This window comes from Streptomyces sp. NPDC028722, from assembly GCF_040637655.1.
GTDB lineage: Bacteria > Actinomycetota > Actinomycetes > Streptomycetales > Streptomycetaceae > Streptomyces.
The window spans coordinates 150,086-170,448 of the sequence record NZ_JBEZWU010000020.1 but is presented as its reverse complement, the minus strand read 5'-3'; the positions used below and the strand labels follow the sequence as shown (position 1 = coordinate 170,448).

General features: G+C 72.4%; 16 protein-coding genes. 9 read left to right on the top strand and 7 right to left on the bottom strand.

Annotated features, from left to right (window positions below; all coding sequences use genetic code 11):
* The 3 genes from AB0F03_RS27225 to glgB form a co-directional block, all read left to right on the top strand.
* Positions 1-489 (top strand): alpha-glucosidase C-terminal domain-containing protein (locus tag AB0F03_RS27225; RefSeq protein WP_361996477.1); only part of this gene is annotated, 489 nt, incomplete at its 5' end.
* A gap of 104 nt (positions 490-593) precedes the next feature.
* On the top strand, positions 594-1,979 hold the full coding sequence (locus AB0F03_RS27220; RefSeq protein ID WP_361996475.1) for a maltokinase: 1,386 nt from the start codon (positions 594-596) through the stop codon (positions 1,977-1,979).
* 27 nt (positions 1,980-2,006) lie between these two features.
* Complete coding sequence (gene glgB / locus AB0F03_RS27215; RefSeq protein ID WP_361996473.1) at positions 2,007-4,319, top strand: 1,4-alpha-glucan branching enzyme; 2,313 nt, start codon at positions 2,007-2,009, stop codon at positions 4,317-4,319.
* Between the two features lie 42 nt (positions 4,320-4,361).
* Here glgB and AB0F03_RS27210 read toward each other — a convergent pair whose 3' ends face one another.
* The 5 genes from AB0F03_RS27210 to AB0F03_RS27190 form a co-directional block, all read right to left on the bottom strand.
* The gene (locus AB0F03_RS27210) at positions 4,362-6,656 is read right to left on the bottom strand and encodes an ATP-dependent DNA helicase (protein WP_361996471.1); all 2,295 of its coding nucleotides are present in this window, start codon (positions 6,654-6,656) and stop codon (positions 4,362-4,364) included.
* Between the two features lie 121 nt (positions 6,657-6,777).
* Positions 6,778-7,110, bottom strand: coding sequence for a thioredoxin (trxA, locus tag AB0F03_RS27205; RefSeq protein ID WP_356820211.1), 333 nt, complete (start codon positions 7,108-7,110; stop codon positions 6,778-6,780).
* On the bottom strand, positions 7,107-7,535 hold the full coding sequence (locus tag AB0F03_RS27200) for a MerR family transcriptional regulator (protein ID WP_361996469.1): 429 nt from the start codon (positions 7,533-7,535) through the stop codon (positions 7,107-7,109). The genes trxA and AB0F03_RS27200 overlap by 4 nt, the downstream gene beginning before the upstream one ends.
* A 29-nt stretch (positions 7,536-7,564) precedes the next feature.
* Positions 7,565-8,335 carry a DUF2127 domain-containing protein gene (locus AB0F03_RS27195; protein WP_361996467.1) on the bottom strand — a complete coding sequence of 257 codons (771 nt, stop codon included), beginning with the start codon at positions 8,333-8,335 and terminating at the stop codon, positions 7,565-7,567.
* Between the two features lie 95 nt (positions 8,336-8,430).
* Positions 8,431-10,104, bottom strand: coding sequence for an MFS transporter (locus AB0F03_RS27190; protein ID WP_361996465.1), 1,674 nt, complete (start codon positions 10,102-10,104; stop codon positions 8,431-8,433).
* 141 nt (positions 10,105-10,245) lie between these two features.
* Between AB0F03_RS27190 and AB0F03_RS27185 the strand changes: the two genes are divergently transcribed.
* A complete protein-coding gene (locus AB0F03_RS27185) occupies positions 10,246-10,860 on the top strand; it encodes a TetR/AcrR family transcriptional regulator (protein ID WP_361996463.1) in 615 nt (204 codons plus the stop codon).
* 138 nt (positions 10,861-10,998) lie between these two features.
* On the opposite strand, the gene AB0F03_RS27180 is transcribed toward AB0F03_RS27185, so the two are convergent.
* Positions 10,999-12,387, bottom strand: a complete 1,389-nt coding sequence (locus AB0F03_RS27180) for a cation:dicarboxylase symporter family transporter (RefSeq protein ID WP_361996461.1) — start codon at positions 12,385-12,387, stop codon at positions 10,999-11,001.
* A gap of 179 nt (positions 12,388-12,566) precedes the next feature.
* Between AB0F03_RS27180 and AB0F03_RS27175 the strand changes: the two genes are divergently transcribed.
* The 3 genes from AB0F03_RS27175 to AB0F03_RS27165 all read left to right on the top strand — a co-directional run bounded on the left by AB0F03_RS27175 (position 12,567) and on the right by AB0F03_RS27165 (position 15,769).
* A complete protein-coding gene (locus AB0F03_RS27175) occupies positions 12,567-14,201 on the top strand; it encodes a sensor histidine kinase (protein ID WP_361996459.1) in 1,635 nt (544 codons plus the stop codon).
* On the top strand, positions 14,198-14,890 hold the full coding sequence (locus AB0F03_RS27170; protein WP_361996457.1) for a response regulator: 693 nt from the start codon (positions 14,198-14,200) through the stop codon (positions 14,888-14,890). Before AB0F03_RS27175 ends, AB0F03_RS27170 begins: the two co-directional genes overlap by 4 nt.
* Positions 14,891-15,061: 171 nt before the next feature.
* Positions 15,062-15,769 (top strand): helix-turn-helix transcriptional regulator, encoded by a 708-nt coding sequence (locus AB0F03_RS27165; RefSeq protein ID WP_361996455.1) that lies wholly within the window; start codon positions 15,062-15,064, stop codon positions 15,767-15,769.
* A gap of 15 nt (positions 15,770-15,784) precedes the next feature.
* Here AB0F03_RS27165 and AB0F03_RS27160 read toward each other — a convergent pair whose 3' ends face one another.
* Entirely contained in the window at positions 15,785-16,810 is a 1,026-nt protein-coding gene (locus AB0F03_RS27160) for an ATP-dependent 6-phosphofructokinase (RefSeq protein WP_361996453.1), read from the bottom strand.
* 216 nt (positions 16,811-17,026) lie between these two features.
* Between AB0F03_RS27160 and pta the strand changes: the two genes are divergently transcribed.
* Positions 17,027-19,117, top strand: a complete 2,091-nt coding sequence (gene pta / locus AB0F03_RS27155; RefSeq protein ID WP_361996452.1) for a phosphate acetyltransferase — start codon at positions 17,027-17,029, stop codon at positions 19,115-19,117.
* On the top strand, positions 19,114-20,325 hold the full coding sequence (locus tag AB0F03_RS27150; protein ID WP_361996450.1) for an acetate kinase: 1,212 nt from the start codon (positions 19,114-19,116) through the stop codon (positions 20,323-20,325). Before pta ends, AB0F03_RS27150 begins: the two co-directional genes overlap by 4 nt.
* The last annotated feature ends 38 nt before the right edge of the window (positions 20,326-20,363 follow it).

Genomic DNA, 20,363 nt, shown 5'->3' with positions numbered 1-20,363 from the left:
GCGGTCCGCACCCCCATGCAGTGGACCCCCGACCGCAACGCCGGCTTCTCCTCCTGCGACCCGGGCCGCCTCTTCCTACCCGCGATCATGGACCCGGTCCACGGCTACCAGGTCACCAACGTCGAGGCCTCCATGGCCTCGCCGTCCAGCCTGCTGCACTGGACCCGCCGCATGATCGAGATCCGCAAGCAGAACCCCGCCTTCGGCCTGGGGTCCTACACCGAACTGCCGTCCTCGAACCCGGCCGTGCTGGCCTTCCTGCGCGAGGCGCCCCTGTCGGAGGAGGAGGGGGACGACCTGGTGCTGTGCGTCCACAACTTCTCCCGCTTCGCGCAGCCCACGGAGCTGGACCTGAGCCGGTACGAAGGGCGGCATCCCGTCGAGCTGTTCGGCGGGGTCCGGTTCCCGGCGATCGGTGAACTGCCGTACCTGCTCACCCTCGCGGGCCACGGCTTCTACTGGTTCCGGCTGCGCCGGGACGCCGCGTGACGCGGCCGGCCCGGCCCGGGTGGGGCGACGGGGGCGTTTCCACCGCCCCACCCGGGGCACGCAGTAGTAACACCCCGACGACCCGGGGAAAGGACGTGACGCCCATGGCGGAAACGGTCGCCCTCTCTGGTACCACCGATTCCCTCCTCTCCTCGCTCGACCCCTTGTTGCGTACCTGGCTGCCGCGGCAGCGCTGGTTCGCCGGCAAGGGACGCCCGGTCACGGGCTTCACCGCCGTGGCCGTCACCGAACTCCTGCCGCCCGACGGGCGGCTGGGCCTGTACCACCTGCTGCTGCGCGTCCATCAGCCGTCCGCGCCGGGCGCGCCGCCGCACCCCGGCGACTGCTACCAGCTCCTCATAGGCGTGCGCGAGGCGCTGCCGCCCCGGCTGGCGCCCGCGCTGATCGGACACGTGGAGGAGGGCCCGCTCGCCGGACGCACGGTGTACGAGGCCCTCTACGACGCCCGCCCCGCCGAGGTGCTGCTGGAGGCCCTGCGCACCCAGGCCCGCGTCGGCGGGCTGCGGTTCGAGCGGGATCCGCGGCAGGACATCCGGGCGGGCCTGGTGGCCCGGATGATGACCGCCGAGCAGTCCAACTCGTCGGTCGTCTATGGAGATACGTTCATCCTCAAGCTGCTGCGCCGGGTCGTGCCCGGCGTCAACCCGGATCTGGAGATCCCGCTCGCCCTGGCCGGCGAGGGCTGCCCCCGGGTCCCCGCGCCGACGGCCTGGCTGCACGCCGACGTGGACACGGACGCGTACGTCCTGGCCGTGCTCCAGCCGTATGTGAGCGGCGCCGCCGACGGCTGGGAGCTGGCGCTGCGCGAGCTGGCCAAGGGCGAGGACTTCACCGCCGAGGCGCGGGCGCTGGGCCGGGCCACCGCCGAGGTGCACACCGCCCTCGCCCACGCCCTGCCGACGGTCACTCTCGGCCACACCCAGCTCCAGTCGCTGGTGGACGGCATGAAGGAGCGGCTGACGGCGGCCGTGCAGGCGGTGCCGGCGCTGCGGCCGTACGAGCGCGGCCTGTGCTCGGCCTACGAGGCACTGGCCGCCCTGGCCGCCGAGGGCCGCACCTGGACCGCCCAGCGCGTCCACGGCGATCTGCACCTCGGGCAGTGCCTGCGCTCGCCGGCCGGCGAGTGGTCGCTGATCGACTTCGAGGGCGAACCGGCCCGGCCGCTGGCCGAACGGCGCATGCCGCAGCCGCCGGTGCGGGACATCGCCGGCATGCTGCGCTCCTTCGACTACGCGGCCCACTCGGCGAGCGCGCCCGACCCGGACTGGGCGCACGCCTGCCGGGCCGCCTACTGCTCCGGGTACGCGGAGGTGACCGGCCTCGACCCGCGCACCGACCCGGTGCTGCTGCGGGCCTACGAGACCGACAAGGCGGTGTACGAGGTCGTCTACGAGGCCCGGCACCGGCCCGACTGGCTCCCCGTCCCCCTGTCGGCGATCCGTCGCCTCGCCGCGTCCGACCCGACCTGACCCGAATCTCGCCCGGGAGACCCGCTCGTGACGTCCAAGAAGTCAGCCACGCCGAAGAACGCGAAGAACAAGTCCGGCAGGAGCAGGGCCGCGAAGCAGCCGCAGGAGACGCGGGTGCCGCCGCAGGCGCCGGCGCCCGTGCTGGAGGCCGCCGTTTCCCCGGCCCTGGACGCCGGTGACCGCGAGCGGCTGCTGCACGGCACCCACCACGCCCCGCACTCCGTGCTGGGCGCGCATCCGGTGCCGGGCGGGATCGCCTTCCGCGCGTTCCGTCCGTACGCGCGGGCGGTCACGGTGGTCTCGGACGAGCTGCGGGCCGAGCTGCACGACGACGGCGACGGCTTCTTCTCCGGCCTGGTGCCGCTCGCGGAGGTCCCCGGGTACCGGCTGCTGGTGACGTACGACGGCACGGTCCAGGAGACCGAGGACGCCTACCGTTTCCTGCCCACGCTCGGCGAGCTGGACCTGCACCTGATCGGCGAGGGCCGGCACGAGCAGCTCTGGCAGGCGCTCGGCGCGCACGTCACCACCCACCACGGGGTCACCGGCACCCGGTTCGCGGTGTGGGCGCCCAACGCGCTCGGCGTGCGGGTCACGGGCACCTTCAACTTCTGGGACGGCACGGCCTTCCCGATGCGCTCGCTCGGCGGCACCGGGGTCTGGGAGCTGTTCGTGCCCGGGATCGGCGAGGGCGAGCTGTACAAGTTCGAGATCACCCGCCCGGACGGCTCGCGCACCCAGCGCGCCGACCCGCTGGCCCGGCGTACCGAGGCGCCGCCCGCCACCTCCTCGGTCGTGCACGCCTCGCACCACGAGTGGGGTGACGCCGAGTGGATGGCCCACCGGGCGGACACCCCGGTCCACGAGGCGCCCTTCTCCGTCTACGAGGTGCACCTGCCGTCCTGGCGGCCGGGCCTGACCTACCGGCAGCTCGCCGAACAGCTGCCGGCGTACCTGGCCGAGACGGGGTTCACGCACGTCGAGCTGATGCCGGTCGCCGAGCATCCCTTCGGCGGCTCCTGGGGCTACCAGGTCACCGGTTTCTACGCGCCGACCGCCCGGCTGGGCACCCCCGACGACTTCAAGTACCTGGTGGACCGGCTGCACCAGGCCGGCATCGGCGTCCTGATGGACTGGGTGCCCGCGCACTTCCCGCGGGACGAGTGGGCGCTGGCCGCCTTCGACGGGCGCCCGCTGTACGAGCACCACGACCCGCGGCGGGCCGCCCATCCCGACTGGGGCACGCTGGAGTTCGACTTCGGCCGGCGTGAGGTCCGCAACTTCCTGGTGGCGAACGCGGTCTACTGGTGCGAGGAGTTCCACATCGACGGGCTGCGCGTGGACGCGGTCGCCTCGATGCTCTACCTGGACTACTCGCGCGAGCCGGGCCAGTGGGAGCCGAACGAGCACGGCGGCCGGGAGAACCTGGACGCGGTGGCCTTCCTCCAGGAGATGAACGCCACCGTGTACCGGCGCTGCCCGGGAGTGGTGACCATCGCCGAGGAGTCCACGGCCTGGGACGGCGTCACCCGCCCCACCCACCTGACGGGCCCGAGCGGTTTCGGCGGGCTCGGTTTCGGCCTGAAGTGGAACATGGGCTGGATGCACGACTCGCTGGCGTACATGAGCCACGACCCCGTGCACCGCAAGCACCACCACCACGAGATGACGTTCTCGATGGTGTACGCCTACAGCGAGAACTACGTCCTGCCGATCTCCCACGACGAGGTGGTGCACGGCAAGGGGTCGCTGGTGTCGAAGATGCCGGGCGACTGGTGGCAGCGGCGCGCCAACCACCGCGCCTACCTCGGCTTCATGTGGGCCCACCCGGGCAAGCAGCTGCTGTTCATGGGGCAGGAGTTCGCGCAGGGCGCCGAGTGGTCCGAGGTGCACGGCCCCGACTGGTGGCTGCTCGACCCGTCCTACGGCGCGGAGGCCGAGCACCGGGGCGTACGGGACCTCGTGGCGGACCTCAACACGCAGTACCGGGCGACTCCGGCGCTGTGGCAGCGGGACACCGACCCGGCGGGCTTCGCGTGGGTGACCGGTGACGCGGCGGACGACAACGTCTTCGCGTTCCTGCGGTACGACGCCGACGGCACCCCGCTCCTCGCGATCTCCCACCTGGCCCCGGTGGTCCGTCCCGACTACCGGATCGGGGTCCCGGAGGAGGTGCCGGCCTGGGTGGAGGTGCTGAACACCGACGCGGCCCGCTACGGCGGCGGCGACGTCACCACCCCGGACGCCGTCAAGCCCGAGGCGCACCCCTGGCACGGCCGCCCGGCGAGCATCCGCCTGACGCTGCCCCCGCTCGCGACGGTGTGGCTGCGCCCCGCCTGACCGTGCGGGGCCCGGGGGCCGGCCGCCCCCGGGCCCGCCGCGTCACTCCCCGTCGGTCAGGCCCGGCGGCAGCGAGCCCGTGTGCAGGACGCCGAGCCGCTGGGTGGCCCGGGTCAGGGCCACGTACAGGTCGCTCGTGCCGTAGGCGGCCGGCTCCACCACGAGGACCGAGTCGAACTCCAGCCCCTTGGCCTGGCGCGGGTCGAGCAGGACGGTCCTGTGCGTCAGGTCGGGTTCCGCGCCGGCCGTGACCCCGTCCAGCCGGGCGGCCAGGGAGCGGTGCAGCGCGCGCGGGGCGATCACCGCGAGGCGGCCCTCGGCGGGGGCGAGTTCCGCGGCCGCCGAGGCGACTGCGCCGGGCAGGTCGCCGGCGGCCCGGCGCACCCAGGGCCGTACCCCGGTCGACCGGACCGAGCTGGGCGGCTCGAAACCGGGCTCCCGGGCACGGACCACGGCCGCGGCCAGGTCCATGATCTCGGCCGGGGTGCGGTAGTTGACGCCGAGGCGGGTGTGCTCCCAGCGGTCCTGCACGTAGGGCGCGAGGATGTCCGCCCAGGACCCGACGCCGGCCGCCTCCGCGGTCTGGGCGGGGTCGCCGACCAGGGTCATCGAGCGGGTCGGGCTGCGTCGCATCAGCAGCCGCCAGGCCATCGGCGACAGCTCCTGCGCCTCGTCCACGATGATGTGCCCGAACGCCCAGGTCCGGTCGGCGGCGGCCCGCTCGGCGGCGCTGCGGTGGTCGGCCTCCTCCTGCCGCTCGGCGAACCGCTCGGCGTCGATGATGTCGTGCGCCGACAGCACTTCCGAGGCCTCGGGGTCGCTGTCCTCCTTGTCCTCGAACTCGTAGGTCCGCGAGGCGTACGAGACGTCCAGCACGCCCTGCGCGTAGGCGATCTGCGTCTCGCGCTCGCGGTCCGCCCGGACCCGCGCCAGACGGTCGTCCTCGCCGAGGAGTTCGGCCGCCTCGTCCAGCAGGGGCACGTCGGCGACGGTCCAGGCGCGGGTCACCGGGCGGCGGACCGCGTCCGCGTCCTCCTTCGAGAGGTAGCCGTCCGGTTCCGCGAGGAAGTCGGCGAGCAGCCGCCGCGGGGTGATCCGGGGCCACAGCCGGTCGATGGCGGACCAGACGCCGGGGTTCTCGGCGAGCTCGTCGCGGATCTGGGTGACGTCGGAGGCGTCGAGCAGGCTGCTGCCGTCATAGGGGTCGGTGCCCACGCGTTCGGCGTACAGCTCGGTGAGGGTGTTGAGGATGTGGCCCTCGAAGTACTCGCGGGCGGCGTTGTGCGGCAGTTTCGCGGCGCGGGTGCGTTCCCGGGCGACGCTCACCAGGCCGTCGTCCAGCATCAGCACCTCGCGGTCGTGCTCGATCGCGACGACCGGGTCCGGCAGCGTCTGCCGGTCGCGTACGACGGCGGCGAGCACGTCGGCCATGCCGGCCCGGCCCTTCACCGCGGCCGCCCCGGGTGTGTCGGTGGCGGTGGCCCGCACGCCGGGGAACAGCTCGCCGACCGTGGCCAGCAGCACCCCGGTCTCGCCGAGGGAGGGCAGCACCTCCCCGATGTAGCCGAGGAAGGCCGGGTTCGGGCCGACGATGAGCACGGCCCGGCGGGCCAGCAGTTCCCGGTACTCGTAGAGCAGATAGGCCGCCCGGTGCAGGGCGACCGCGGTCTTGCCGGTGCCGGGTCCGCCCTCCACGACCAGTACGCCGCGGTGGGGCGCCCGGATGATCTCGTCCTGCTCGGCCTGGATGGTCTGCACGATGTCGCTCATGCGGCCGGTGCGGGCGGAGTTCAGCGCGGCGAGCAGGACGGCGTCCCCGGTGGGGTCCTCGTGACCGGTGCGGGTGGCGTCGCCGAGGTCCAGGATCTCGTCGTGCAGGGCGGTGACGGTCCGGCCCTCGGTGGCGATGTGCCGGCGGCGGCGCAGGCCCATCGGGGTGTGGCCGGTGGCCAGGTAGAAGGGGCGGGCGACGTCGGCGCGCCAGTCGACGAGGACGGGGGTGCGTTCGGCATCGTCCTCGCGCAGCCCGATCCGGCCGATGTGGTGCTTGTGCCCGTCGGTGAGGTCGATCCGGCCGAAGCAGAGCGAGCCGTCCACGGCGTTCAGCGCGGCGAGGAGCCCCGAGCGCTCGGCGACCAGGATGTCCCGCTCCAGCCGGGCCTGCATGGGCTTGTCGCCCTGGGCGAGCGCGTCGGCCACGGAGGTCTCGGCCTCGCCGCTCAGCACGTCCACGCGCGCGTACAGTCCGTCGATGAATTCCTGCTCGTCCCGCAATTCATCGTCCGGAAATTCGCTGTTCGACAGATCCGCGTTTGACAATTCCGCTCCCGCCCGCATATACTGTGCTCACTGGACTTCTCCGCGACTTGTTCTGATGAAAGTCGCGAACCATTGAATATACGCAGCGAAATCCCCCGAGCGCAATTCCTCGGGGGATTTTTCGTGCTCCGGGGCGTCTCTACAGCGCGTCCGCCAGGTCCGCCAGCAGCTTGCGCTTGGGCCGCGCACCCACGATCGAGCGCACCGGCTCACCGTCCCGGAAGAGCAGGAGGGTGGGCGTGGCCATCACGCCGTAGGAGATCGTCGTCTGCGGATTGCGGTCCACGTCGATCTGCACGACCTTCAGCCGGTCGCCCTCCTCGAACGCGATGTCCTTCAGCACCGGCGCGAGCTGCCGGCACGGCCCGCACCACTCGGCCGTGAACTGCACCAGCACCGGCAGGTCCGAGCCGATCACCTCCGCCTCGAAATCGGCGTCCGTCACTTCCGTCAGTCCGCTCACCAAGCTCATCGCGTCAGCCCTCCCAGTTCGCACACGGGTTCCGGGCCCCCCGGAACCAGCGCCTCGGCGGCCAGCTCGTCCCGGGCCCGCTCGGCCCGCTCCAGTTGCCCGGCGACCGTCTCGCGCACCTCCGTCAGCTGCCCGATCAGCGCGTCCAGCTCGGCCAGCTTGCGCCGGTACACCATGAGCGAGGCCGGACAGGAGTCGCCGTCCGGGTGCCCGGCCCGCAGGCACTCCACGAACGGCCGCGTCTCCTCCAGGTCGAACCCGAAGTCCTGGAGGGTGCGGATCTGCCGGAGCAGCCTGAGGTCGCCCTCGTCGTACGTGCGGTGTCCCTTGCCGTCGCGCCGGGCCGGCAGCAGTCCCCGCGCCTCGTAGTAGCGCAGGGTGCGTGTCGTGGTCCCGGCCCGCGCGGCCAGCTCGCCGATTCGCATGTCCACGACGGTACGGGTTGACGTCGGCGTCAAGGCAAGGCGGGAACCCCCGCCGATTCCGTCACCTCCATGAGGGAGGCGCTGTGCCGCTCCTCCTCGAACCGGCGGCGTCCGCCGCGCAGGCCGAACAGGCGTTTGGCCAGAGCGATGTAGAGGACCGCGAGGATGTTCAGCACGAGCGTGGCGATCTTCACCCAGCTGATGTGCTCGGTGAGTTCATAGATCTCCAGCGGCAGGAAGGCGGCCGTCGCGACGACCGTCAGGTATTCCGCCCAGCGCTTGGCGTACCACAGGCCGACCGCCTCGATCAGTTCGATCAGCGCGTAGGCCAGCAGCAGGGCGGCCACCAGCAGCAGCGTGGAGTGCCGGTAGCCGAAGGCCTTCTGGACGGAGCCGATGACCGGTGAGTGGTCGAGGTCGTAGTGGAAGTGCCGGAACACCGGGCGGAAGACGTTCAGGTACTCGTCGAAGAGCCGGCGCACCGCGTCCCGGCTGTTGCTGAACTTCCAGACCGCGACCGCTACCAGCACGATGAACACCCCGCGCACGGCCCGCTCGACGGCCAGGAAGCGCAGGATGAACAGGTCCCGCAGCACCTTGCCACGCGGCACGAGCGGCGCCTCGTCGGCCGGCCCGGAGCCGTTCGGCTCGCCGAGCGCGAAGTCTCCGCAGCGCAGACAGCGCCACACGTCCCCGAGCGCGGTCCGGGCGTGCAGCCGCACCCGCAGCCGGGGATCGTCGGGCGCGTAGGTCACATGCCCCTTGCGCGCGCAGGTCCGCCGGTCCCAGTCGATTGTCATCCACGTGCCTCCATACGCGTACAGACGCTACGCGCGGACGTGCCGTTCCGGTGGATCCGGAACGGCCGTCCGCGCGTGACCGGGGCGGGAAGCGGTCAGGCCGCCCGGCTGTCCGCCGGTTCCCGTTCCTCGGTCTCCGCCTCGGGTGCGGCGGACTCGCGCCGGGGCAGCAGGACGGCCACCAGGACCGTGCCCACGCCGAGGATCACCGCGCCGACCAGGCTGGTGCGGGCGACCGCGTCCGAGAAGGCCGAGCCCACCGCGTCCGCCATCTGCCGGGCGCCGGCGGCGAGCTCGGCGGCCTGCTGCTTGAGCTGCGCGGCCTGCTGCGGGTCCTTCGCCGCCGCCGCCCGCTCGGCCAGTCCGTGCGCCTTCTCGCCGATGCCCTGCGCGACGGCGTACCCGGCGCCGACCGAGTCCCGCGCGGTGTCCAGGGCGCTCGCCGGGAGCTTGCTGCCGGCGGTGGCGTCGGAGAGGTGGTCGCCGTACGAGGTGGCGAGCAGCGAGCCGAGGAGGGCGATGCCGAGCGAGCCGCCCAGCTCCAGCGAGGTGTCGTTGACGGCGCCGCCGACGCCCAGCTCGGACTCCGGGAACGCGCCCATGATGGCGTCGGTGCAGGGCGAGAGGGCGAGGCCGATGGCGAGGCCCAGGATGATCAGGGGGGCCACGAGGTCGCCGTAGCCGGAGCCCGCGTCCACGCGGGTCAGCAGGGCGAGGGCGGTCGTGCCGCCGACCATGCCCGCGCTGACGGTCCACTTCATGCCGACCCGCGGGGTGAGCCAGCCGGTCAGGGCGGAGCCGGCGAAGACGGCGCCGGCCAGCGGCAGCATGCGCACACCGGTCTGGAGGGCGTCGTAGCCGAGGACGAACTGGAGGTGCTGGGTGAGGTAGTAGAAGGCGCCGAAGACGGCCAGGAAGAACAGGGCGACGGCGAGGTTGGAGCCCGCGAACCGGCGGTCGGCGAAGCGGCGCACGTTCAGGATGGGGCGCGGGTGCCGCAGCTCCCACAGGACGAAGGCGACCAGGCCGACGCCCGCGAGCACCGCCGCCCCGACGGCCTTGGCGTGCCAGCCGAAGTGCGGCCCCTCGATGATCATGTAGACGAGGGCGCCGGTCCAGAGCACCGAGAGAAGTCCGCCGACGTAGTCGATGCGGTCGTGGTGGCCGGCCTTGGACGGCGGGACGAGGACCAGGGCGCCGACGACGGCCACGGCCGCGATGGGCACGTTGATCAGGAACGTCGAGGACCAGCCGTGGTCGCGCAGCAGGGCGCCGGCGACGACCGGGCCGGCGGCGATGGCGAGCCCGGCGGTGGCGGTCCACAGCGTGATCGCCTTCGCCCGCTCGGCACGCGGGAAGGTGGCGGCGAGCAGCGAGAGCGTGGCCGGCATGATGAGGGCCGCGCCGACACCCATCACGGCCCGGGCCGCGATGACGGTCGTGGAGCTGTCGGCGAGGTAGCCGAAGACGGCGCCGCCGCCGAAGACGACCAGCCCGAGGACGAGCGCCCCGCGCCGGCTGTACTTGTCGCCGATCGCGCCGAGCAGCAGCATCAGCGCCGCGTAGGGGACGGTGTAGCCGTCGATGACCCACTGGAGGTCGGCGCTGGACAGCCCGAGGTCCCGGGTCATGTCGGGCGCGGCGACCGTGAGCGCGGTGTTCGCCATCACGATGATCAGCAGACTGAGGCACAGCACCTGCAGCGCCCACCAGCGCCGGGTGTAGGGGCGCTCCGTCGTGTCGACCGGTTCGGTCATGACGAGTCGCATGGCAGGGGGTCTCCTTTCCGGAGCGGCGGCGGACGCGCACATCGGTGTACCGTCACGACTTGCACAGAGGCGTGCAATTGCACAACCATGTGCAATGTACGTGGTTGCACAGCGCCGTGCAAGTCGAGCCGGGGAGGCAGAATGTCCGCCATGACCACGGGTAACACCAGCCGCGCCGACGCCAACCGGCGCCGCATCCTCGACGTCGCCCTCACCGAACTGCTCCGCGATCCCGACGCCTCCATGGACCAGATCGCGCGCGCCGCGGGGGTCGTACGGCGCACGGTGTACGGCCACTTCCCCAACCGGGAAGCACTGATCAGCACCCTCGTGGACGGAGCCGTGGAAGCCCTCGCGGACGCCGACTCGCACGCCCGCGCCGGAGTGGCCGACCCGGCGGAGGCGGTGGCCCGCTCGGTGCTCGCCCTGTGGCCGGTGGCGGACCGCTACCGGCTGCTGATCGCCCTGGCCCAGCGGACGGTCACCGTGCAGGGCATCCGGGAACGCCTCGCGCCCGTGCGCGACGACAAGATCCGCCTCCTCCAGCGCGGACTGGACGAGGGCGTGTTCGTCTCCCCGCTGCCCGCGCCGGCCCTCGCCTATGTGGTGGAGCAGATGCTGTTCGCGGTGACGGAGGCGGTGAACGACGGCCTCCTGGCAGCACAGGAGGCGGGCCGCGCGGCCACGGTCGCCGTGCTGACCGCGGCGGGCGTACCCGCCTCACGGGCCACCGAGCTGGTGGCCGAGGTGTCGTGAAGAAGCCGTAGAGGCCGTAGGGGAAAGAGATGGACCGCCGGGCGGCCGAGGTACGGGGGAGACTCGGCCGCCCGGCGGCGGTGACCGGACGCCCGGCCCGGGTTCAGGCCGGGCCGGACGTCCGGAACTCTTGGCGGATCAGGCCTTGGCCAGCTCCTTCTCGCCGTCCTCGCGCGGCGCGGGAACGTCGCTGACCGCCGCCCGCTCCTCGTCCAGCAGGGTCGTCTCGTCGAACGGCAGCTCGCCGGCCAGCACCCGCCGCACCCGCTCCTTGTCGATCTCCTTGGTCCACGTGCCCACGAGCACGGTCGCCACCGCGTTGCCCGCGAAGTTCGTCAGCGCACGCGCCTCGCTCATGAACCGGTCGATGCCCACGATCAGCCCGACCCCGTCGACCAGCGCGGGCTTGTGCGACTGGAGGCCGCCGGCCAGGGTCGCCAGGCCGGCCCCGCTGACACCCGCCGCGCCCTTCGACGCCAGCAGCAGGAACAGCAGCAGCGGGATCTGCTCGCCCACCGACATCGGCGTGCCCAGCGCGTCCGCGATGTACAGCGACGCCATGGTCATGTAGATCATCGTGCCGTCGAGGTTGAACGAGTACCCGGTCGGCACGGTGATGCCGACGACCGGCCGGCTGACGCCCAGGTGCTCCATCTTCGCGATCAGCCGCGGCAGCGCCGACTCGGAGGAGGAGGTGGACAGGATCAGCAGGAACTCCCGCGCCAGGTACTTGAACAGGGAGAGGACGTTCACCCCCGCGACGATCCGGAGCACCGCCCCGAGCACGACGAACACGAACAGGAAGCAGGTGACGTAGAAGCCCAGCATCAGCACGGCGAGGCTCTTGAGCGCGTCGACGCCCGCGGAACCGACCACGGCCGCGATCGCCCCGAACGCGCCGACCGGCGCGGCCCACATCACCATGGACAGGATGCGGAAGACCAGCCGCTGGATGTGCTCGACGCCCCGCAGCACCGGCTGCCCGGCCCGGCCCATGGCCTGGAGCGCGAACCCGGCGAGCAGGGCCACCAGCAGCGTCTGGAGGACCTGGCCCTCGGTGAACGCGGACACGAACGTGGTCGGGATGATCGACAGGACGAAGTCCACGGGCGGCAGCGCGTCGCTGGACACCTGGGCGTGCCCGGTCTGCCGGAGCGCCTCGGTCAGGTGCAGCCCCGCCCCCGGGTGCAGCACGTTGCCGACGACGAGGCCGATGGCGAGCGCGACGAGCGACATCACCAGGAAGTAGCCGAGGGCGATACCGCCGACGGCACCGACCTTGGCGGCCTTGCGCACGGATCCGATGCCGAGCACGATCGTGCAGAAGATGATCGGCGAGATCATCATCTTGATCAGGTTCACGAATCCGGTGCCCAGCGGCTTCAGCTGCACCGCAGCGTCGGGCCGGATCAGCCCCACGGCGATGCCGAGCGCGACCGCCGCGATGACGGCGATGTACAGGTAGTGGGTCCGGTCCCGCTGCACGCGGGGTGCGGCAGGTGCCGTATCGGGGGTGCTGGCGGCCACGACTGCCCTCCTTGACGTCTTCGTCGGTGAACAACCGGCGTGCGGCTCACGTCCGGGCGTTGTTGGGGGAACGCCGTGACTATCTCCCGGCCGTGTGAAGGCGGTCACCCTTGTGTTCATTGAGTTCGCGCCCGGCCGCCCGTTCCCGCCCCGCCCGGCCCGCGAGGCACACTGCTGGCATGCGCCTCCCCACCCTTCCGCGACCCCACAGCCTGGCGGCCCAGCTGTTCGCCATGCAGGCCGTGCTGGTCGCGGTGGTCGTGGCCGGGTACGCGCTGTTCACCTACGTCAGCGACCAGCGGCAGGCCGAGGACGCCGCCGCCCGGCAGGCGACGGCGGTGGCCCGCTCGATCGCCGACTCCCCCTCGGTCCGCACGGCGATCCGCACGACGGACCCCAGCAGCCGGCTGGAGCCGTACGCCCTCCAGGTCATGCGGGACGCCGACGTCGACTTCGTCACGATCATGAACCCGTCCGGCATCCGCTGGACCCACCCCGACCGGCGGCAGATCGGCAGACGCTTCCTCGGCACCATCGGTCCCGCCCGGCACGGCCGCACCTTCACGGAGACCTACACCGGCACGCTCGGCCCGTCCGTCCGCGCGGTGACCCCCATCACCGACCACGGCCGGGTCATCGGACTGGTCAGCGCCGGCATCACCGTGCAGACGATCAGCGCCCGGGTCCAGGACCAGCTCACCGCCCTGCTCGGGGTCGCCGGCGGCGTCCTGCTGCTGGGCGCGGTCGGCACCTACGTGATCAACGCGCGGCTGCGCCGCCACACCCACGGCATGAACGCCACCGAGCTGAGCCACATGCACGACTACCACCAGGCGGCGCTGCACGCGGTCCGCGAGGGCCTGCTGATGCTGGACGCCCAGTACCGGGTGGCCCTGATCAACGACGGCGGCCGGGAACTGCTCGGCGTGGGCGGCGCCGGTGACCCGGACCTGATCGGCCGTTCGGTGGCCGGGCTGGGGCTGCCCGCCCCGCTGACCGGCGCCCTGCTGTCCTCCGAGCCCCGGGTGGACGAGGTGCACCTGACGGCGTCCCGGGTGCTGGTGGTGAACACGTCCCCGGTGTCCGGCGGTGAGCGCCGGGGCACGGTCGTCACCCTGCGCGACGTGACCGAACTCCAGTCCCTGATGGGCGAGCTGGACTCGGAGCGCGGGTTCACCCAGGCCCTGCGCTCGCAGGCGCACGAGGCGGCGAACCGCCTGCACACCGTCGTCTCCCTGATCGAGCTGGGCCGGGCCGAGGAGGCGGTGGAGTTCGCGACGGCCGAGCTGGAGCTGGCCCAGGCCCTCACCGACCAGGTGGTCGCGGCGGTGAGCGAACCGGTCCTCGCCGCGCTGCTGCTGGGCAAGACCGCGCAGGCGAACGAGCGGGGCGTGGAGCTGGTGGTGTCCCCCGACAGCCGGCTGGACGACGGGCTGCTCCCGGCCGAACTGTCGGCGCGGGACCTCGTCACCATTCTCGGCAACCTGATCGACAACGCGGTGGACGCGGCGCAGGGGACGGCGCGGGCGCGGGTGACGGTGACGGCGTACGCTTCGGCCGCCGAAGTCGTACTGCGCGTGTCGGACACCGGTCCCGGTGTCGACCCCGCCCACGCCGGCCTGGTGTTCCAGCGCGGGTTCTCCACCAAGCCGGCCGGGCCCGGCGGGCGGGGACTCGGGCTGGCCCTGGTCCGCCAGGCGGTGAACCGCCACGAGGGCACGCTGACGGCGGTGGAGTCCGACGAGGAGGGTGAGGACGGAGCGGTGTTCGAGGTGCGGTTGCCGTTGCGCACGGCCCCGGGCGGTGGCGGATGACGAGCCGACAGCGGCCCATCCGCGTACTCGTCGTCGAGGACGACCCGGTGGCCGCCGATGCCCACGTGCTGTACGTCGGCCGGGTTCCCGGATTCGTCGCGGTCGGGAAGGCGCACACGGGAGCGCAGGCGCGGCGCGTCCTGGACCGTACGCCCGTGGACCTGCTGCTGCTGGATCTCCACCTCCCGGACGTGCACGGTCTCCAGTTCGCCCGGTCCCTGCGGGCGGCCGGGCATCACGCGGACGTGATAGCGGTGACGTCGGCACGGGACCTGGCGGTGGTGCGGGAGGGGGTCTCGCTGGGGGTCGTCCAGTACGTCCTGAAGCCGTTCACGTTCGCGACGCTCCGGGACCGGCTGATCCGGTACGCCGAGTTCCGCGCGGCGGTGGGCGAAGCGAGCGGACAGGACGAGGTGGACCGGGCACTGGCGAGCCTGCGGGCCCCTTCTCCCGCGGCGCTGCCGAAGGGGCTGAGCGGGCCGACGCTGGAGCGGGTGACGGGCGCGCTGCGGGAGGCGCCGCAGGGGCTCACGGCGGCGGGGGTCGCCGAGGCCGTGGGCATCTCCCGGATCACCGCCCGCCGGTACCTGGAACACCTGGTGGAGGCGGGCCGGGCCGGACGGAGTCCGCTGTACGGGCAGGTGGGACGGCCGGAGCTGGTGTACCGATGGGGCACGCCGAGCCGGTGAGCGCGCCGGCGGCCGGGGAGACCCCCAGGGGTTCGCCGGCCCGGCCGGCCGCGGGCGGACGGCACGGGGTGCCGGGCGATTCGGCGTGATCACCCCGTACGTTCGTACGATCCGTGATCTCGGTGGAACCGACCGTGGTCAACCGCGCGGTCCGGGCCTACGTTGTGCCGGGTGCGCCAACCCTCAGCCCGGCCGAACCCCCCGGCTCTCCCGTTCGACGCCCCCGCCGCCCGCAGGCTCCGTGCCGCGCTGGGCATGGGGCCCGAGCACGTCGCCTACGGGATGCGTGCCTCGTACGGGCTGCCGTATGTCACCCCCGACCTCGTGATCGCCTGGGAGCGCGGCACGATCACCCCCAGCAACCCCGAACTCACCGCGCTGGCGGGCGCGTTGTGGTGTTCTCCGGGCGAACTCATCGGCCGGCCGCGGACCCTGCGCGAGCATCGCGTCGCCCGGGGCGTGGCACCCGAGGACGTCGCCCGCGCCGTCGGCATGGACCTGCGCGCGTATCTGCGCACGGAGGAGAGCGGGCAGTGGCGGGGCGACGAGCGCCGGTCGGCCGCGCTGGCCCGGGTCCTCGACCTCGCCCTGCCCGACTTCGTCGCCGTCACCGGCCGCGAGACGAGACTCGCCGAACTGCTGCACAGCGCGGTGACCACCCGCTGGCAGGCCTATGTGACGCCGGTGCTGCGGCTGGCGCCGCTGGAGCGGGACGTCGCGGAGGCGGTGCTGCAAGGGCTGCACCAGGACTACCAGGGGCACATGGCCGCCACACTCAGCTGGGGCGGTGGCGGCACGGGTGCCAGCGAGTCCGGCCGGGACTTCCTCGACCGGATCGTGGAGCACTTCTGGGACCGCATCGAGACCACCGGCGGCTGAACGGGGCGAACGGCTCTAGAAGACCGACTCGGCCTCGTCCATGCGGTCCTTCGGCACCGTCTTCAGCTCGGTGACCGCCTCCGCGAGCGGCACCATCACGATGTCGGTGCCGCGCAGCGCGGTCATCCGCCCGAAGTCACCGCGGTGCGCGGCCTCGACGGCGTGCCAGCCGAACCGGGTGGCGAGGACACGGTCGTACGCGGTGGGGACACCGCCGCGCTGGACGTGGCCGAGGATGACCGGCTTGGACTCCTTGCCCAGGCGCCGCTCCAGCTCGTAGGCGAGGGCGGTGCCGATGCCCTGGAAGCGTTCGTGGCCGTACTGGTCGATGGCGCCCTTGCCGTAGTCCATGGTGCCCTCGGCGGGGTGCGCGCCCTCGGCGACGCAGATGACGGCGAACTTCTTGCCGCGGGCGAACCGCTCCTCGACCATCTTGACCAGGTCGGCCGGGTCGAAGGGCCGCTCGGGCAGGCAGATGCCGTGGGCGCCGGCGGCCATGCCGGACTCCAGGGCGATCCAGCCGGCGTGCCGGCCCATGACCTCGACGACCATCACCCGCTGGTGGGACTCGGCGGTGGTCTTCAGCCGGTCCATCGCCTCCGTGGCCACGCCGACGGCGGTGTCGAAGCCGAAGGTGCGGTCGGTGGAGGAGATGTCGTTGTCGATGGTCTTGGGCACGCCGACGACCGGGAGGCCGGCGTCGGAGAGCATGCGGGCCGCCGTCAGGGTGCCCTCGCCGCCGATCGGGATCAGCGCGTCGATGCCGAACTCCTCGACCATGTCGGTGGCCCGCTCGCAGGCCTCGCGCAGCCGGTCGCGCTCCAGGCGGGAGGAGCCGAGGATGGTGCCGCCGCGGACCAGGATGCCGCTGACCGCGTCCAGGTCGAGGGCGCGGTAGTGGCGGTCCAGCAGACCCCGGTAACCGTCCTCGAAACCGATGACCTCGTCGCCGTACTGCGCCACCGCCCGGTGCACGACCGACCGGATCACGGCGTTCAGGCCGGGGCAGTCGCCACCTGCGGTGAGAACTCCGATGCGCATCGTGCTGTGTCTCCTGCTCGCTGTCGGTACCGGGGAGCCGATGTCGATTCTTTCACGTCCACGGGGCAGGAGAGGTCTTGACGGGCGCCTTATCCGGGAGCGGGGGTATTGTCAAGAGGGTTCTGCTCACCTCGGTGAGCGATTTTTATGCGGCCGACCTTTATGCCGATGACGCGACAGACACGGCAGAAACGACAGAAGGAACGGAGTGGACACGTGACGCGCAGCGTGTACGTGACCGGGATCGACCGAGGTGACGGCCGTCAGGTCGTGGAACTGGGGGTCATGGAGCTGCTGACCCGGCAGGTCGACCGGGTGGGCGTGTTCCGTCCGCTCGTCCACGACGGTCCGGACCGTCTCTTCGAGCTGCTGCGGGCGCGCTACCGCCTTACGCAGGACCCGGCGACCGTCTACGGCATGGACTACCACCAGGCGTCCGCGCTCCAGGCCGAACAGGGCACCGACGAACTGGTCTCCGCCCTCGTCGACCGCTTCCACCTGGTGGCCCGGGACTACGACGTCGTCCTGGTCCTCGGCACCGACTACGCCGACACCCAGCTGCCGGACGAACTGTCCCTGAACGCCCGGCTCGCCAACGAGTTCGGCGCGTCGGTGATCCCGGTGGTGGGCGGCCGCCGGCAGCCGGCCGAGTCCGTGCTGGCCGAGACCCGCAACGCCTTCCGCGCCTACGACGGCCTCGGCTGCGACGTCCTCGCCATGGTCGCCAACCGGGTGGCCCGCGAGGACCGCGACAGGATCGCCGAGCGGCTCGCCGACCGGCTGCCGGTCCCCACGTACGTGCTCCCCGACGAGCCGGCGCTGTCCGCGCCGACGGTCGCGCAGATCGCCCAGGTCCTCGGCGCCCGGGTACTGCTCGGTGACGACTCCGGCCTCGCCCGGGACGCGCTGGGCTTCGTCTTCGGCGGCGCGATGCTGCCCAACTTCCTGGGCGCCCTCACCCCGGGCTGCCTGGTCGTCACCCCCGGGGACCGCGCCGACCTGGTCGTCGGCTCGCTGGCCGCGCACAGCGCCGGCACCCCGCCGATAGCCGGCGTGCTGCTCACCCTGAACGAGGTGCCGAGCGACGAGATCCTCACCCTCGCCGCCCGCCTCGCCCCGGGCACCCCGGTGATCTCCGTCCCCGGCAACAGTTTCCCCACCGCCGAGCAGCTGTTCTCCCTGGAGGGCAAGCTGAACGCGGCCACCCCGCGCAAGGCGGAGACCGCGCTCGGCCTGTTCGAACGCTACGCCGACACCGCCGACCTGGCCCGCCGGGTCTCGGCACCCAGCAGCGACCGGGTCACCCCGATGATGTTCGAGCACAAGCTCCTGGAGCAGGCCCGCTCCGACAAGCGGCGGGTCGTCCTGCCCGAGGGCACCGAGGAGCGGGTGCTGCACGCGGCCGAGGTGCTGCTGCGCCGGGGCGTGTGCGAGCTGACCCTGCTCGGCCCGGTCGACCAGATCCGCAAGAAGGCCGCCGACCTCGGCATCGACCTCGGCGACACCCAGCTGATCGACCCGGCCACCTCCGAGCTGCGCGACGCCTTCGCCGAGAAGTACGCGGCGCTGCGCGCCCACAAGGGCGTCACGGTCGAACTGGCCCACGACGTCGTCTCCGACGTCAACTACTTCGGCACCCTCATGGTCCAGGAGGGGCTGGCCGACGGCATGGTGTCCGGCTCGGTGCACTCCACGGCGGCCACCATCCGGCCGGCCTTCGAGGTCATCAAGACCCGGCCGGACGCGTCCATCGTCTCGTCGGTGTTCTTCATGTGCCTGACCGACAAGGTGCTGGTCTACGGCGACTGCGCGGTCAACCCCGACCCGGACGCCGAGCAGCTCGCGGACATCGCCGTCCAGTCGGCCGCCACGGCCGCCCAGTTCGGCGTGGAACCGCGGATCGCGATGCTGTCGTACTCCACCGGTACGTCCGGTTCGGGCGCCGACGTCGACAAGGTTCGCGCGGCCACCGAGCTGGTCCGCGGCAGGCGGCCCGACCTGAAGACCGAGGGGCCGATCCAGTACGACGCGGCCGTGGAGCCGTCCGTCGCGGCCACCAAGCTGCCGGGCTCCGAGGTCGCCGGGCAGGCCAGCGTGCTGATCTTCCCCGACCTCAACACCGGCAACAACACCTACAAGGCCGTGCAGCGCTCGGCCGGCGCGATCGCCGTCGGCCCGGTGCTCCAGGGCCTGCGCAAGCCGGTCAACGACCTGTCCCGGGGCGCCCTCGTCCAGGACATCGTCACGACCGTCGCCATCACGGCCATCCAGGCCCAGAACCTCGACGAGAAGGCACCCGAGCAGTGAGCAACCCCACCCGCGTCCTCGTCCTGAACTCCGGCTCCTCCTCGCTGAAGTACCAGCTGCTGGACATGCGGGACAGCAGCCGGCTCGCGGCGGGCCTGGTCGAGCGCATCGGCGAGCAGACCTCCCGGCTCCGGCACACCTGCCTGAGCACCGGCGACACCCGCGAGCACAGCGGCCCGATCGCCGACCACGACGCCGCCCTCAAGGCCGTCGCCGAGGAGCTGAGCCGGGACGGCATCGGCCCGGACTCCCCCGAGCTGGCCGCGATCGGGCACCGGGTGGTGCACGGCGGACTGTTCTTCACCGAGCCCACCGTCATCGACGACGAGGTGCTCACCGAGATCGAGCGGCTGATCCCGGTCGCCCCGCTGCACAACCCGGCCAACCTCACCGGCATCCGCACCGCGCGGGCCCTGCGCCCCGATCTGCCCCAGGTCGCCGTGTTCGACACCGCGTTCCACACGACGATGCCGGAGTCGGCGGCGCGCTACGCCATCGACCCGAGGATCGCCGACCGGCACCGCATCCGCCGCTACGGCTTCCACGGCACCTCCCACGCCTACGTCTCCCGGGAGACGGCACGGCTGCTGGGCAAGGACCCGTCCGAGGTCAACGTGATCGTGCTGCACCTGGGCAACGGCGCCTCGGCGTCCGCGGTCGAGAAGGGCCGCTGCGTGGACACCTCCATGGGACTGACGCCCTTGGAGGGGCTCGTGATGGGTACGCGATCCGGTGATCTGGACCCGGCCGTCATCTTCCATTTGGCGCGTGTCGGCGGAATGTCCATGGAGGAGATCGACACTCTTCTCAACAAGAGGAGCGGTCTGTTCGGTCTGTGCGGGGACAACGACATGCGGGAGATCCGCCGCCGGATCGACGAGGGCGACGAAGAGGCCGCTCTCGCCTTCGACATTTACATTCACCGGCTCAAGAAGTACATCGGTGCCTATTACGCCGTCCTCGGCACGGTGGACGCGGTGGCGTTCACCGCCGGCGTCGGCGAGAACGCGGCACCGGTGCGCGCGGCGGCGGTGGCGGGCCTGGAGAGCCTGGGCCTGGCCGTCGATCCGGAGCGCAACGCCGTCCGCGGCGACGGGCCGCGGCTGATCTCGCCGGAGTCCGCCCGGGTGGCGGTGGCCGTGGTCCCGACGGACGAGGAACTGGAGATCGCGTCGCAGACCTACGCACTGGTCGGAAAGCACAACTGAATAGCACCTGAGCGGTGCCCCACTCATTTGTATCTTCC